Origin of the sequence: Plesiomonas shigelloides (assembly GCF_900087055.1) — a bacterium.
Lineage (GTDB): Bacteria > Pseudomonadota > Gammaproteobacteria > Enterobacterales > CAMTGL01 > Plesiomonas > Plesiomonas shigelloides.
Window position 1 is genome coordinate 275,073 of record NZ_LT575468.1, and the last position, 15,377, is coordinate 290,449.

Genomic DNA, 15,377 nt, shown 5'->3' on the forward strand with positions numbered 1-15,377 from the left:
TAGAAGTATGCCAGTTCGGTAATAAGTTCTAGCGTTACCAATACCGCTTGGTAGCTAAAGAGAATGTGTTTGCTATGAGAGAGTACTCCGCAATGAGATTGCTGGGTTTGATTTTGAGCGTTCGGATGAGAGCTAGAAATTGTCCTATGGCTGAAAAATGAAAGCTGGTATGGCGCATATCGTGCCGATCTCAAAGCAGACGCTTGTGCTGTCGTGAGAATTACGCCGCTTTACCAAAAGCTATGAGTTGCTGTTTCTTAATTTGAGGGAGCCACGTAATCCGACATCGCCAACCACTCAGAATCGTGCATTGGAGCGGCTCAGGTTTAATGGGGAAGGCTCCATTGATTTTCATGCCCATCTTTTTTGTGCCGCGACGTCCACCATTCTCAATCAGGCAGGATATCGCCTTGATATGATAGAACGGCAACTTGCGCATAACGAGCGTAATCAGGTAAGGGCAAACTATAACCATGCTGAATACGTATCCGAAAGAAAATGCATGACGCAAAATTTGGCGAGTATGATTGAGCAAGGGCATAGATGATAGCTTACGCGATTGATATTACAAATGTCAGGGTTTTCTGATAGAGGAACTGTAGTGATGTTATTGGAGTAATATCTAAATGTATAAACTAGTCACATATGGGGTCTGAGTGGTATTTTAGTTGTTATAGACCATGGAAGCTAATATTAACCTTAGTGTTATGAACGAAGAATAACTCTAATATATCGCAATGAATGCTCTGGTCAAAACGATTGAGAGTCTATGTGTGATGATTACATAAGGAGTAATATGAATCGACAGTCATTTACCACATCAGCACTTAAACGATGCTTGAGTCAAAGTGATAAACATTCTCTAGCTAATATGGGGAGTAGATCCTGTGTGGATTCGTTAATCAATGACGCCATTAAAATAGCTGATGAGAACTTTCGCTCAGGAATTAGTGTAAATAAAATTTTCGTGAAAGGAAACTGTGTTTATTCTTCATCATGCCTGAAAGAAAAACTAATTCTTAGACACTGTAACTCAAACTTGAAAACTGTAAGGTCTTTGCTGCCAAAGCAAAGGAATAATATAATTTCAGAGTTAAAGATTTATTTAAAAGAAGGTACGGTATATAGAGTTTATCGACTGGACATAAAATCTTTTTTTGAGTCAATTGATTTGCAAGTGCTTCTAAATAAACTTCACAACGAACAAAGCATATCAATGCATACAAAGAACTTGATTGAATGGTATCTAAGAAGTTGTGAGAGAATTCATTCGTCAAGCGGATTGCCTAGAGGCCTTGAGATTAGTCCGATATTGTCAGAGCTATATTTGTCTAACTTTGATAAGGTGATAAATAGACATCCAAACGTTATTTATTACTCTAGATTTGTGGATGATATGATAATAATTTCGGACGGATGTGAGGATGATGGTGAGTTTATTAAAGAAGTGCAGGGAGTGTTGCCTAACGGATTGAGATTAAACAAAAATAAGTTAAGCATTTCACCGTTAATTCCAAAGCGAAGTTGTGGTGATAAAGCCAGTAGAGGTGATAAATTAATTTATGAGTTTGATTTTTTGGGTTATGCATTTTCTATAGTAGACCACTATTTGGAAAATGCAGGAGCAGCGCAAAGAGTATATAGAACCGTAAGAGTTGAACTATCTAAAAAAAGAATAAAAAAAATAAAAACAAGAGTCGCTAAAGCGTTTTATTCTTACCACAAGAATGGAGACTTCAAACTCTTATTAGATAGGATCTCCTTTCTTACAAGTAATAGAGATTTGAGTAGGAAAATAAAGGCGTCAGATTCGGCAGGGAAAAGTAAAATTAGTACAGGAGTGTATTATAGCAACTCGATGATTGATGGCGGGACAAAAAGCTTGGAGGAATTGGATGACTTTCTGATATTTTGTGTAAAATCTAATCGAGGTCGATTTGGGAAGATTAATTTTCGCGCGCTTACTATTAATCAAAAAAAAGAAATTCTTCGTAATAGCTTTAAGAAGGGTTTTTTAAGCCGAGTTTACAGGGCATATAATTTCAATCGCTATGTAGAGATTACAAAAATATGGCTATGAGAAAGAAAACAATCAAGCTGGACAAGAAAGATTATCTCCGAGCATTACTTTGTGATACGCAGCCAACTGATTGCCCAATTATTTTATCTAATGATGGGCTGTATTTAAATGCAATCGAGTGTGAAAAAAAAGAAAGCGGATCTGCTTTTAATCCTACTTGTTCATTTTATAAAAAAATAATAAATCCCGCCCTCGATGATTCGATGAAATATGAAAGTCGGATGCAGAGGAAAAAATCACAAAGCTCTCCATTTGTATATTGTATAGTAAAAGATCCAGTAAGTTTAAGACATCTATCATTGATTCATCCAAGAGCACAAGTTAATTACTGTGAATTTTATAGGGATTATGCGCCAGTAATTACCCATAATGCATCTAAAAGCAATTATTCAAGAAGATACCCGCGGAAGGTCGCTAATTCATTTTTCATGTTTGAAAATGATGTGATGAATAAGTACAGAGGGGATGATATTGAAACGGAAGGAAATGAACTGATGAGAAGGTATTCCTCATCATATTTTTCTTATTCTGGATACGGTAGGAAATATAAGTTATTTCAAAGTAAAGAGTATTATGAGTTAGAGAAGAAGTTTTCGGTTATGTGGATGCTGGATGTCTCACACTGCTTCGATAGTATTTATACACACTCTGTTGCTTGGGCATTAAAAAGTAAGCCTTATATTCGTGAGTTTGTAAAGCATGGCAATCAATTCGGGCAGGAGTTAGATACTCTAATGCAGCGAAGCAATAATAATGAAACAAATGGTATTCCTATTGGCGCTGAATTTAGCCGTGTCTTTGCAGAGCTGATCTTTCAACGTATTGATTTTAATATAGAAAACTATCTTTTTTCTGAGTTTGGTTTTGTTAACGGGAAAGATTATTCTATTTTAAGGTATGTAGATGACTTTGTTTTGTTTTGTAATAGTGGTAGTGATGCGGAGATTATTTACAAAACCATTGATATCAAACTAAAAGAGTTCAATTTGCAACTTAATGTTAGTAAGTTTGAAAGGTATTCGAGACCTTTTTGTACAAAAAAAACAGGGGTGCTCACAAAGGTAAATAGCTCAATTAATGAGCTTTATTCTAAACTCTATTCAAAAATTGATGGGGTAGTATCTCTTGCTAAGATAAAAGATAAGCATAAGTTCAAATTGCATTTTATCAACAATATAAAAGCAATTTGTGTAGATAGTGGTTCTTCTTATGATGAGGTTTCCTCATACGTTATCTCATCCCTAGCTAAAACGATAATGTATGTTATGCATAAATTTCCAGTGGATACTATTAATAGTGATGATGAAACTAAAACCAAGGTTAAAGATATTGTGTTCATATTGAGTGACATAATGCTTTTTTTATTTAGTGTTAGCCCGAGAGTGTCATCTTCATATAAACTATCAAAAATAATGGTTTTGGCTGGTTGTTATCTCAGAGAACTATCCAGCGATAGTAGCCGAGTCTTCATGGATTCATTGGTTAATTCTGTTGAGAATATTAACTTTGGTAAGGGGGATGACGGTGTTTTTATTGATGGGTTTATTTCAATTGAAAAAATAAATCTCGTTCTGTCTGCAACATTCTTTAGTGATAACTACCTTATTGGTAAGGGTTTTTTTGATGGCGTGTTGAAAAAGAAAAAGATGGACTATTTTACAATAATTTCTTTGTTGTTTTATTTTAGGAATAGGAAACCATATCTTGAATTTAAGGTTACTCTTGAAGATGAAGTTAAAAAAATATTAGGTGACATGGAATTGCTACAGTCTTCAGAGAATGCCCACCTATTTTTGGATGTTATGTCATGTCCATTTGTTTCAATTAAAACAAGACGCTATTTGTATAGAAAGTATCTAAAAAAATATGAGCCCAGTTTGCAAAGGCAACCCTTAGAAATAGAGGAGGATTTGAACCTGTTATTGGAGACTAGCTGGTTTGTCAAGTGGGATGAGCTAAATCTAATTAGAATGATTGAGAAAAAAGAGTTGAATGATAGTTATTGATTTGGTAAAAAATGTTTGTGGTCAACCTCAAAATACTTACGTGCTGATTTTGGTACGATATCGCTGCTTTGAAATCGGCGTAACAGCCTAAACTTTAGCTGACACACTAGCTGGAGACAGAGCCTCAATTCAATTTTGTCTAGAGGCTTGTGTTCGGAGCGGTTGAGAGCGCAAGCTTACACACCTGATGTTGAGAGGTTGGCCACACCTTTTTGCTTCTGATATGAAAATAAATGAGCAGCTAAAATTGCAATGTAGCACATCTAGTAATGTGCTTTGTGGTAGTAGTTGTTATCTAATGTATATGCCATATGAGCGAATGTCTGCAGCTTGTGCTCAATTTATTTATGTCCTATCTGTCTACCTAATGGTTTTCTCATTATCCCCACATACAGCTCAAAAATACGAGCACCTTCTTCATGGCTGATTTTGTCTCGGGGTTTGCCTAGTATGGCTTGTGAGAGCCGTAAGTTAGGCATAAGAATCATGGATGAGTGAATTATATTGCAATAAATTAATACTTGATACATATGCTAATTACTCAACCAGCAAGGAGAGTTACTTCCACTGGAGAGGCATATCAGAGTTTAACATTTTGGTGGTTACGATATTTCTAACGCTAGATATGTCATCGCTATCTTACCGCCACCAGCAAGCGATCATCCTTGGGTTTGCTATTGCCTTTCCATGGCAGTGTGTTGAGGTAAGGTTTGCTGGCTTTCGGGTTATCACGTTCTTTACTGCGCTGTTTGGCTAGATAGCTTAAGCGGTAAATAGCCTCAAAAATGGTTTGTGACTGGCCGCGCTCAATGCGGTAGTAGCTATTCTCCACGAGATGAACGCTACCGTTAACGCGGCGCTGCCACAGCTCTTTTAGCATGTGCAGAACGTAATCTGGCTTTTGTATCTTGTTGCCGTTGAGCATGAGTACGAGATGGTAGTGTTCTTTGTGTGAGTTCACTCTTTCTCGCACACAAATAATGCCCAGTTGTTTGCTGTAAGGGCTCTTGCGTACCATTTTGCTAAACTCGCGTAACACGTGCTGTACTGAGCGGTTATCAGGGCTGTAGATCAGAGGGTGTAAATCAATTCTAACGAGCAGTACCTTGCTGTAGTGTGACAGGATCTTTTCCAGCTGCCGTATAAAGCTATTTAGCATGAGCTTATCGATGGGTTCGTTCACGATAGGCCAGATATGTTGTCCGTAACCTGCATAGGGGCGGGAGTTTTGCTCTTCGACTCTAAATGCCATGCCAAAGATCTGCGTATAAGCGAACAGAAAAGAAGGGCGGTTATATTCTTTAAGTAACCGCCCTCATTACAGGAAGAAAGATGAAGCCAGCCCTTGCTCTGCAAGGGTTAGCAAGGTATTACCGTTGCCGAAAACCCCTAAAGAGGAGTGTGCCTGAGTGCTCTTTCATACGATGATTGAGACTAATCAATCTTGTTTTAAGGTTGGCATGGCGGGTAAGGGGTGCCTAAAAAGTTCAGAATCGTATAACGCTGCCAGCGGTAAACGCGCCCATCAGAGAAATCCGGTGCTGGCACTTTTCCTTGTTTGATCAATTTGCGCAGGTAGCTCACGCTGATATCGAGTAACTCGGCAACGTCACGAGTACGAAGAAGACCCTTACGGTACATAGATTCGTTATCGTCATAGATTGGTGTATGTGCTGACATCATGAGCTTACTGGCCTCCGACCACTTGACGGCTGGCAACCCATGCCAATACTTCTGAGCGCAACCAAGCGACGCTTTTACCATGCGGTGTCAGCTTACGACGTTTAGGAAACTGACCTTTACGCTCTAAATCCCATGCGGTGGTGCGAGAAATTTGCGTGATTTCACGACGTTCTTTTTCGCGGATGAACCCATCAGTGTAGCTAGCTGTGTTTTCTTGCATATATAACTCCCATGTTTTATTTGATTGATATGTCAGGGTTGTTCCCCTTGGTTCGAGAGCTATTGTGCGTATCCGATATCGAAAAAAAAGCCCGCATCATGTGATGAGGGCCTAAGGTGATTAGGTTAACTATATGATTGTAAATGGTTATTTTAGTTGTTCGCGAATCGCTTTCGCGGGGTAGGCGGTCTTCAGTTGTTGGAGTAGTTGCTGAATATTGATCTCCGACGCGTCATCTGTGGCGGTCGGAGTTTTAATCTCTACTAGCCAGTTTTTGATGGTTTTAAGGGATGGGCAACGTGCTGCAAAGTAAATAAATGCGGGATCTTTACGATCTGAATGTTTTTTTACATAGGCTTCGAGGTGCTTAGCAATGGCCTCTTCAATGTCTTTTTTCTTCAGCGTTCCATGTGAAAAGTGCGTGATAAGATGCAGGCCCATGCTTTGTACGATTGTGCGTACTGGTTGGTATTTCTGAGATTTAGCTTCTCCTGCTTTTTTGGGGCGAGTGGCGTGAACATTGAAGCTTTGTTCAACATGAAATGAATTCTGGATGTTGAAATCGTAAGCCGTAGCGAGGTATGTGGCCTCAAAGGTACGGGCAATGATTTGATTGAGTAATGCCTGTAATTGCAGCCTTGATTGAGCAAAGCGGGCTGATTTTTCTTCTAATGTTGCCTCTTCACCTAATGTGTTATGCAAGAGCGATAGCTCTATCTGATCAATCTCGGCCTTTACCTCTCCCATGAGGAGATAGGCTTTTTGTGCGTTTTGATGGACCCTCAGGAGGCTCTTGAGCCGCCTCTCATGAAGATATTGCTTGTCTTTATCGGGAAAATGCAGAGAAAGTAATTTTTCCCCCAAGATTTGCGTTCGTCTTTGTAGTAGCTCAAGCAAACCAGATCCACAAAGTAGTGGGTTGCTTAACACGGCATCGAGTTCATTTGGCGGCGGAGTCATATTCGCTAAATGCCATTTTTGTTCAAAATGCTCATGCATGAGTGTGAGTTCAAGCTCATGATGCCAGCGTTCAATTTCTTGCAGAGGGATAAACATAATAGGCGCTAATTTTATTTTGCGTTACGTGGAGTCAACGTCTGGTTGTTGGTTAGAGTGCCGTGATTCGATGTCATCGATACCGAAAAATGCGAGTTTTTACCCGTGATGATCACCGCTTTCTGCTTTTTCACTTTTTACTTTTGAGTCTGAAGCGGCGCAAGGAGTACGCCTAGAGCGTTTTTGGTTTGTTGTGTTCTCGTTGGTGTAAGCTCGTTCAGCAGCTGAGACTTTGTAGCACGGGCGTTTTACCACTGAATCATGATCACATGATAGAAAAAGCGTAGTGATCACATCGGAAATGATACGGTGATCATGTTGCTAAGGCGGACTGGTTTTGGGCTTGAAGATGAGCGCGGCGGTAGAGCATTTGTGAGGCAGGTTTTCAGTCTATCTTCGGTATGCGTTATGGGTATCGAGAAATAGGTAAACGGCAGTTATCATAAGCGCCTGCTTTTGATGGTTATCTCATTGATACAAAAGCTCTCGGGTATCAATGGAAAAAGCGGGTATCGTTGCGGGTATCATTCTGATTTATTACTTTTGATGCCTTTATAAATCAATTGTTTAGGTGTTTTATGCTGCTGCTTATCGATAACTATGACTCTTTTACCTATAACCTGTACCAGTACTTTTGCGAGCTGGGCTGTGAGGTCATGGTGCGCCGCAACGATAGCCTAACGCTGGCCGATATCGAGCAGCTTGCGCCATCCCATTTGGTGATTTCCCCTGGGCCTTGCACGCCCGATCAGGCAGGGGTGTCGCTGGCGGCTATCCACCATTTTGCGGAGCGTTTACCGATCCTCGGCGTCTGCCTGGGTCATCAGGCGCTGGCGCAGGTGTTTGGCGGCAAGGTGGTACGGGCACGGCAGGTGATGCACGGCAAAGTCTCGGCCATCCGGCATACCGGTTTGGGCGTCTTTGAGGGCTTGCCCGATCCGCTGTCGGTCACGCGTTATCACTCACTGGTGGTGGAGGCTGATTCACTGCCGGATTGTTTTGATATTACGGCTTGGAGTGAGCGTGATGGTCGCTTTGATGAAATCATGGGGATCCGACACCGCCATTTACCGCTGCAAGGGGTGCAGTTCCATCCCGAGAGCATCTTGAGCGAGCAAGGGCATAGCTTGCTGGCCAATTTTATTGCCGGCTAATTGCCTGGTGTTTTCCCTCTTTTCCTCTCATTTTTACTGACGTTAGCCGCATTTTATCGGCCATTCTGTTGTGCCTTGCCTCGATTTGCTGTGTCAGCGTATGCCGCGTGCGGCGCTATGATGAGCGGGCATAGGTCAGTGGTGGTTCGTTGCGGCAGAGAGGAAATGCGAGCCGGCACATAGGCAAAAGCGAAAAACTCGTGTTAACTTAATGTTAATGCGAGGCGCGTCGGCGCCGGACAGTCTGGCGAGGAGCGGCGTATGCGTGAAGACCCGGCAGTTTCAGATTCCCCGTTGTTATCCCCTCTAACAGCATTATCGCCCCGCGCGAGTGCTGTTAAGCGCGCCTGTTTTGATCAGCTGATGGTGCCGTGTTATGCGCCAGCGGCCTTTATTCCGGTACGTGGCCAAGGTTCACGGGTGTGGGATCAGCAGGGCAAAGAGTACATCGATTTTACCGGTGGCATTGCCGTTAATGCGCTCGGACATTGCCATCCGGCGCTGGTGGAAACCTTGCTGCAGCAGGGGCAAACCCTGTGGCACCTGAGCAATGTCTACACCAACGAGCCGGCACTGCAGCTGGCGCAGTATCTGGTGACGCACACTTTTGCCGGTAAAGTCTTTTTGGCCAATTCGGGCGCAGAAGCCAATGAGGCGGCGCTCAAACTGGCGCGTCGTTACGCCATCGACCATCACTCGCCGTATAAAACTCAGATTATCGCCTTTCGGCAGGCCTTTCATGGCCGCACCTTTTTTACCGTCAGTACCGGCGGGCAGCCGAAATACTCCGATGGTTTTGGCCCCAAACCGGCGGACATCATCCATGTGCCGTATAACGATCTGGCTGCGGTGCGCGCCGTGATCGGCGATCACACCTGCGCGGTGATGGTCGAGCCGGTGCAAGGGGAAGGCGGAGTCATTCCGGCCACGGAAGCGTTTTTAAGTGGGCTGCGTGAGCTGTGCGATCAGCATGACGCCTTACTGATTTTCGATGAGGTCCAGACCGGCGTTGGCCGCTCCGGTAGTTTGTATGCCTACATGCAATACGCGGTGACGCCGGATATTCTCACCACCGCCAAAGCGTTAGGCGGTGGCTTTCCGATTGGCGCTATGCTGACCACCAGTGAGTTTGCCTCCAGTTTGACGGTCGGTACCCACGGTTCGACCTATGGCGGTAATCCGTTAGCCTGTGCGGTGGCGCATACCGTGCTGCGCACCGTCAATACGCCGAGTGTGCAAGAGGGCGTGTTGCTACGGGCGCGACAGTTTCATCAGCAGTTGCAGGCCATCAATCAGGAGTTCGGTCTGTTTCGCGAGATCCGCGGTTTAGGGCTGCTGATTGGCGCTGAGCTACAAGCGCCCTATATCGGGCAAGCGAAGGCCTTTTTAAATGTGGCCGCCGAAGAAGGGCTGATGCTGCTGATGGCCGGACCCGATGTCCTGCGCTTTGCGCCGTCATTGGTGATTGAGGAGCAGGATATTGCGTTGGGGATGGCACGCTTGCGGGCGGCGATTCGCCGCGTTTGTATGCCTCCATCCGCGAGTAGCCAATCTGGCCTCAGTGCTGGGTGAGGAGGCGCTATGCTGGTCGTCCGTCCGGTTACCCGTGCCGATTTGGCGGCGCTGATGCAGTGTGCACAGGCCTCTGGCTTTGGCTTTACCTCATTGCCGGCTGATGAGGCGCGCCTGCTTGAACGTATTACACAGGCCGAGCAGGCATTTGCGGCTCACCCCACTGCGCCGGGGGAGTATGATTTTCTGTTTGTCGCCCAAGATACTGATACCGGTCAGGTGGTGGGTACCACCGCGATTGAGTCTTGTGTCGGTCTGGCGCACCCGTTTTACAGTTATCACCGCGCCAAGGCGGTGCATGTCTCGCGTGAGCTGAATGTTTACAAAACTGTAGAAACCCTAACCCTGTGCAATGATTACACCGGCGTCACCGAGCTGTGCACGCTGTTTTTGTTGCCGGCTTATCGCCACGGTCAGCATGGCAAATTGCTGTCGAAATGCCGTTTGTTGTTTATCGCCGAGTTTGCCGCCTGCTTTGCCGAAACCGTGATTGCCGAGATGCGTGGGATTTCGGATGAACACGGCGACTCGCCGTTTTTCCAGTGGTTACGCACCCACTTTTTTGACATCGATTTCAGTACTGCCGATCGCCTCACTGGCACGGGAAACAAGCGCTTTATCGCTGAACTGATGCCGCGCCACCCGATTTATATCAACTTGCTCAGCCCTGAAGCGCAGGCGGTGATTGGGCAAGTGCATCCACAAACTCGACCGGCGCTGCAGTTGCTGCTGGAAGAGGGCTTTCACCATCGTGGCTACGTCGACATCTTCGATGCCGGCCCGACCGTGGAGTGTGCGCGCAATGACATCCGCGCCGTACGTCACAGTCGGCGCATGAAAGCGTGCGTGATGGAAGATACCACCCGCGGCAGTTTGCACTTGATCAGTTCGACCCGTTTCCAGCGTTTTCGCGCCTGTTTGGGGATGGTTTCGGTGGATGAAGAGCTGCACGAGGCGCATATCAGCCATGAGAGCGCGCAGCTTTTGCAGATCAGTGACGGCGACCGCGTGCGGATTTTGCCGTTATAACGCGCAGCACAGCGCATTCAAGGAGGCGTCATGTCCGGTTTATTGATTGATGGCCGCTGGTTACCGGGGGAAGGGGGCGTCCTGCATTCGTACAATCCGGCCAGTGGTGCGTTGCTGTGGCAAGGTGCCGCCGCCACTGAGGCGCAGGTGCAGGCCGCGCTCAAGGCGGCACGCACCGCATGGCCGGCGTGGCAGCAACTTAGCCCTGATGAGCGTTTTGTCTATTTGCAGCATTTTAATGAGCAGGTGCGCCAGCAAGAAAGCTGGTTGGCCGGCTTGATCAGCGCCGAAACCGGTAAGCCGCTGTGGGAAAGTCGCAATGAACTGGCCGCCATGTTGGGCAAAGCCGAGATCTCTTGGCGGGCTTACCAAAGTCGCAGTGGTGAGTGGCAGCAGCCGATGGCGCAGGGGGTGTCACATGTACGCCACCGCGCGCACGGGGTGATGGCGGTGTTTGGCCCGTATAATTTTCCCGGCCATCTGCCTAATGGGCATATCATGCCGGCGCTGCTGGCCGGAAATACGGTGGTGTTTAAACCCTCCGAGCTGACGCCGGCGACTGGCGAGGCGCTGGCATTGCTGTGGCAACAAAGCGGTCTACCGGATGGCGTAGTGAATCTGGTGCAAGGTGGCGTGTCGGTTGGCGCTGTGCTGGCGGCATCGCCGGAGCTTGATGGCCTGCTGTTTACCGGCAGTGCGCGTACCGGACGGCTGTTGGCGCAGCAATCGCTGGCGTTCCCGCAGCGCATTGTGGCGATGGAGCTCGGGGGGAATAACCCGCTGATCGTGCAACAGGTGAGCGATCATAAAGCGGTGGTGCACGACATCCTGCTATCGGCCTTTCTGACCGCCGGCCAGCGTTGTACCTGTGCGCGCCGCTTGCTGTTACCGATCGGTGATGAGGGCGATGCGCTACTACAGCGCTTAGTGCAGGCCACTCAGCAGTTACTGATCGGCGCGCCAGAGCAACGCCCGGAGCCATTTTGTGGGCCGCTGATCAGCAATGCCGCGGCCGCGCAGATGCTGCAGGCGCAAGAGCAGCTACTGGCATTGGGCGCTAAAGCGTTGTTACCGCTGCAGCCGCTTGCATTAGGGCCAGCTTTTTTACGGCCAGGGATTTTGGATGTTAGCGCTGTGAGCGCGTTACCGGATGAAGAGTATTTTGGGCCTTTGTTACAAGTGCAGCGTTATCAGAGCTTTGCGCAAGCGCTAGAGTGGGCGAATCAGACCCGTTACGGGCTAGCGGCGGGCTTGTTCAGTGATGATCCGGCGCTGTATCAGCAGTTTCGTACTCAGATCCGCGCCGGGATCGTCAACTGGAATCGTCCACTGACCGGCGCATCGAGTGCTGCGCCTTTCGGTGGCTGTGGTGCGTCCGGTAACTATCGGCCCTCGGCACTGTATGCCGCCGATTACTGCGCCTATCCGGTTGCCTCGTTGGAATTGGATCATGCCACCTTGCCGGCTCAACTTAGCCCCGGGTTAACACTCTGACAGGCAGAGGAGGATTAGCATGGGAAACTTCATTCTGGATAACCCCAGCACCGCGGGCAGTGACTTAGATGGCTTGTTACAGCGCTGGTGGCAAGACTATATAGCCATCACACCGGTGGTGAGTGAGGTCAATCGCTTATTGGGCGAGGATGCGGCGCTGATTAATGACCATCTGGCGCTGCGCACCTTCAATCTACCGGCGACCGGTTTATCACGGTTATTGCCGTTGCTCGATGCGCTCGGTTACAGCGTGGAAGGGCACTATCAGTTTGTCGAACGCAAGCTCACCGCTGTGCATTTGGAACACCTCGATCCGCGCCAACCGAAGATTTTCATCTCCCAGCTGGAAGTTGACCAACTCTCACCGTTGGCGCAGCAGTTAATTGCGGCGCTGGTGGCGCAATTGCCGGAAAATATGTTCGATAGCCCCCTCGGCTTGGCGGCCGGTCGGCTCTGGCAATTGTCGCTGGCGGATTACCAGTTGCTGCTGGCGGAGAGCGAGTATGCCGCGTGGCTGGCAGCATTCGGTTTTCGCGCTAATCACTTCACCTTATCGGTCAATGACCTGCAAGATTTTCATACCTTGCCGCAGTTTAATGCCTTACTGGAGCAGCATGCGATTGCGCTGAATCAGCAAGGCGGGGTGATCAAAGGCTCACCAGCGCAGAAGCTGGAGCAGTCCGCCACGCTCGCCGATCCGGTGATGGTGCATTTTAGTGACCAACCCTGCGCCATTCCGGGCTGCTTTTATGAGTTTGCCCTGCGTTATCCGCAAGAAGATGGCACCTTGTTCCAAGGCTTTGTCGAAAGTTCGGCAACCAGCATCTTCAGCAGTACCGATACCCGCCAGCACTAACTCACGCTACCACACTAGCACGCTCTCACGCGATGTCATCATCGGCAGGCTCGTGTGAGAGCGTGAGAAGTCACAGATGACGCGATGCAACTGCCATCCCCGACAAGGCATACATCTCACTTAAGTGCGATAAGATGCGATAGAAGTGATGATCGAGCGCGCTGTCTTCGGGCGGTAAGCTCGGCAGCGGCAAGCTTTGTAGGCTGTTATCCGCCAGCGGTGTGCGGTTAGCCAGCTGCTGCTGACAAGCTTGGATCGCAAACTCTAGCGCTTCACGGTAGGCCTGCAGATTGCCTTCGGCTTCAGTTGCGCCCTCACGAATCTCCACCGTCATGCTGTTGATATGCTCGATGAGCTGCTGGCTATGCGCTTGCCACAGTAGGATCTCTTTAAGGTACAAACTGTTATAGCCTGGCTCTTGCAGTGCTTGTGCGTAAGAGTTGTGTAAATCCATCTGCGCTTGGTTGACCTTGATGCGCGACAAACTTAATTCAGCAGCACTGATGCTTTGGCGCTCCAACATATGGATTAAGCGGTGCATGTGTTCGCCGACACTGTCTAGCAGCGCATTGGCATACTGCAGCAGACGGGTACTTTGCCATTGTGGCCACAGCAAGGTGGTACTGAGAAACGCCAGTACGCAGCCGAGCAGGGTATCTTCCATCCGCGCCACCAAGAATGCCGCACTGTTGTGCGTCAGCAATTGCAGCAGACAGACCACCATCACGGTGAGCAGCACCACCGCCCAACCATAGTGATTGTGCACCAGCGAAAAACCAATCAAGGTGCCGATAAACATAAACCCGAGCAGCCATGCTTGCGGCAGGTTCAGTAGCAGCACACCGGTGCCGAGCACCAAGCCCAGTAATGTGCCGTACGCTCGATGCTGAATGCGCACCTTGGTTGCGTTATAGCCGCTTTGCATCACCAGCACGATGGTCAGCAAGACCCAATACGAGCGCGGTAGCGAGAGCAAGGCACCGATTTGCGCGCCAATGGCTAAGGTTACGCCACTGCGTGCCGCCATGCGCAGTGAAGAGGCATTCCAATTCAGGTAATTTTTGAGTGCAGTCAGCAGTGGCGGATCGGGGATGCGTGGGCACAGCTCGCGCTCGTAGGTCGGACGCAGGGTTTGCAGCAAGCGTGCCACTTGGCCGAAGTGATAGGCGCAAAAGTGCAGGACTTCGCTGTCAGGGTGCTGTGTTTGTAACCGCTGTAAGTCATTCAGGCCCGCCTGCATATCAAAGTCGGCGAGTCGGTCTGCGTACAGGATGCTGTCGGCAATCGCGCGCAGGCGCTGCACCATCATGCTGACATTGCCCAAGATCACCGCTTGTGCCTGACAGGCACAAATCTCATCGTGTACCCGCTGCGGTTGATTCAGGCTGCTGGTAATGTGCTCTTGCAGATCCAGCGCAGTTTGGTACAGACGTAGCATTTTCTGGCCACCAGGCCAGCTTTGCGCATCTAACTGATTCAATAATTGGCTGCTTTGCGACAGCAACTCCATCAGGTTTTGCTGTTTTTGCAGTAACACTAAGCTGGCTTGCTCTGGGTCAGTGGCATTCACTAATACCTGATATTTGCTGTCCAGATAATCGGCCAAGGCGCGGTAAGACTTGTTGAGCGTGTCGCGTAGCGGCACGAATTTCCACAGATGGATCCAGCAAAAAGTAAACAGACCAAACCAAGCCACGCCAATTAAAAACACCCCCGCAGCTTGCCAGAAGGGGAAGATTTTCAGCAGTGCTAAGGTCAAAATGCCGGCCGCTAAGCATGCCGGCATCAGCTTGGTATTTTGGCTGCTGATTTCCCGCACAACGCCATACACCAGCGCCAATAACAGTAAAATCAGCGGCTCCGGTAGCCCCAATTGCAGCAAACCACCGACAAACAAACTGGCAGAGGCAAAGATGGCGGCGACGGTGACTACGCGGCGCAGATAGTGCTGTTGCGGCGCGTCTAAACCGGCGACCGTACAACAAGGGACGGATAAAAATAGCAGCAGGCCATACATGACATTGCCGAGCGCCAGCGCGGTAAGCACTGGAATAGCGACAATCAGCGTCTGTCGTAGGCCGAAGTTGAATTCAGGATGAAGAAGCAGGTGTTTTAACGATCTCATGAGCCGCTCTTGGCTGACATAAAAAACAGGCTGTTTCTGAGATCAAAGCACAAAAGGCGCTAAAAAGCGCCTTTTACCTGAAACCGGAAAAGTAACCGGAGA

General features: G+C 48.0%; 13 protein-coding genes. 8 read left to right on the forward strand and 5 right to left on the reverse strand.

Annotated features, from left to right (window positions below):
• The first annotated feature begins 262 nt into the window (after window positions 1-262).
• The 3 genes from NCTC9997_RS15460 (at window position 263) to drt3b (ending at window position 4,086) form a co-directional block, all read left to right on the forward strand.
• Window positions 263-547 (forward strand): hypothetical protein, encoded by a 285-nt coding sequence (locus tag NCTC9997_RS15460; RefSeq protein WP_413463049.1) that lies wholly within the window; start codon window positions 263-265, stop codon window positions 545-547.
• A 249-nt stretch (window positions 548-796) separates the two neighbouring features.
• The gene (drt3a, locus tag NCTC9997_RS01180) at window positions 797-2,080 is read left to right on the forward strand and encodes an antiviral reverse transcriptase Drt3a (RefSeq protein ID WP_064977121.1); all 1,284 of its coding nucleotides are present in this window, start codon (window positions 797-799) and stop codon (window positions 2,078-2,080) included.
• Window positions 2,071-4,086 carry an antiviral reverse transcriptase Drt3b gene (drt3b, locus tag NCTC9997_RS01185; RefSeq protein WP_064977122.1) on the forward strand — a complete coding sequence of 672 codons (2,016 nt, stop codon included), beginning with the start codon at window positions 2,071-2,073 and terminating at the stop codon, window positions 4,084-4,086. Before drt3a ends, drt3b begins: the two co-directional genes overlap by 10 nt.
• A 634-nt stretch (window positions 4,087-4,720) precedes the next feature.
• Here drt3b and NCTC9997_RS01190 read toward each other — a convergent pair.
• The 4 genes from NCTC9997_RS01190 to NCTC9997_RS01205 all read right to left on the reverse strand — a co-directional run bounded on the left by NCTC9997_RS01190 (window position 4,721) and on the right by NCTC9997_RS01205 (window position 7,045).
• The gene (locus NCTC9997_RS01190; RefSeq protein ID WP_064977123.1) at window positions 4,721-5,338 is read right to left on the reverse strand and encodes a YagK/YfjJ domain-containing protein; all 618 of its coding nucleotides are present in this window, start codon (window positions 5,336-5,338) and stop codon (window positions 4,721-4,723) included.
• Window positions 5,339-5,535: 197 nt separating this feature from the next.
• On the reverse strand, window positions 5,536-5,769 hold the full coding sequence (locus NCTC9997_RS01195; RefSeq protein ID WP_047707111.1) for a helix-turn-helix transcriptional regulator: 234 nt from the start codon (window positions 5,767-5,769) through the stop codon (window positions 5,536-5,538).
• Window positions 5,770-5,773: 4 nt separating this feature from the next.
• Window positions 5,774-5,989: a helix-turn-helix transcriptional regulator gene (locus NCTC9997_RS01200; RefSeq protein ID WP_047707109.1), complete on the reverse strand. Its 216-nt coding sequence runs from the start codon at window positions 5,987-5,989 to the stop codon at window positions 5,774-5,776.
• Window positions 5,990-6,136: 147 nt separating this feature from the next.
• Entirely contained in the window at window positions 6,137-7,045 is a 909-nt protein-coding gene (locus NCTC9997_RS01205) for a hypothetical protein (RefSeq protein WP_064977124.1), read from the reverse strand.
• A 578-nt stretch (window positions 7,046-7,623) separates the two neighbouring features.
• Between NCTC9997_RS01205 and NCTC9997_RS01210 the strand changes: the two genes are divergently transcribed.
• The 5 genes from NCTC9997_RS01210 to NCTC9997_RS01230 all read left to right on the forward strand — a co-directional run bounded on the left by NCTC9997_RS01210 (window position 7,624) and on the right by NCTC9997_RS01230 (window position 13,150).
• A complete protein-coding gene (locus NCTC9997_RS01210) occupies window positions 7,624-8,199 on the forward strand; it encodes an aminodeoxychorismate synthase component II (RefSeq protein ID WP_010862759.1) in 576 nt (191 codons plus the stop codon).
• A gap of 363 nt (window positions 8,200-8,562) precedes the next feature.
• A complete protein-coding gene (locus NCTC9997_RS01215; RefSeq protein WP_064978401.1) occupies window positions 8,563-9,771 on the forward strand; it encodes an aspartate aminotransferase family protein in 1,209 nt (402 codons plus the stop codon).
• A gap of 9 nt (window positions 9,772-9,780) precedes the next feature.
• A complete protein-coding gene (gene astA, locus NCTC9997_RS01220; protein WP_064977125.1) occupies window positions 9,781-10,800 on the forward strand; it encodes an arginine N-succinyltransferase in 1,020 nt (339 codons plus the stop codon).
• Window positions 10,801-10,830: 30 nt separating this feature from the next.
• Window positions 10,831-12,294: a succinylglutamate-semialdehyde dehydrogenase gene (gene astD, locus NCTC9997_RS01225; protein ID WP_064977126.1), complete on the forward strand. Its 1,464-nt coding sequence runs from the start codon at window positions 10,831-10,833 to the stop codon at window positions 12,292-12,294.
• A gap of 19 nt (window positions 12,295-12,313) precedes the next feature.
• Window positions 12,314-13,150: a DUF1338 domain-containing protein gene (locus NCTC9997_RS01230; protein ID WP_064977127.1), complete on the forward strand. Its 837-nt coding sequence runs from the start codon at window positions 12,314-12,316 to the stop codon at window positions 13,148-13,150.
• A 70-nt stretch (window positions 13,151-13,220) separates the two neighbouring features.
• On the opposite strand, the gene NCTC9997_RS01235 is transcribed toward NCTC9997_RS01230, so the two are convergent.
• Window positions 13,221-15,275: an FUSC family membrane protein gene (locus NCTC9997_RS01235; RefSeq protein ID WP_064977128.1), complete on the reverse strand. Its 2,055-nt coding sequence runs from the start codon at window positions 15,273-15,275 to the stop codon at window positions 13,221-13,223.
• Window positions 15,276-15,377: the final 102 nt, after the last annotated feature.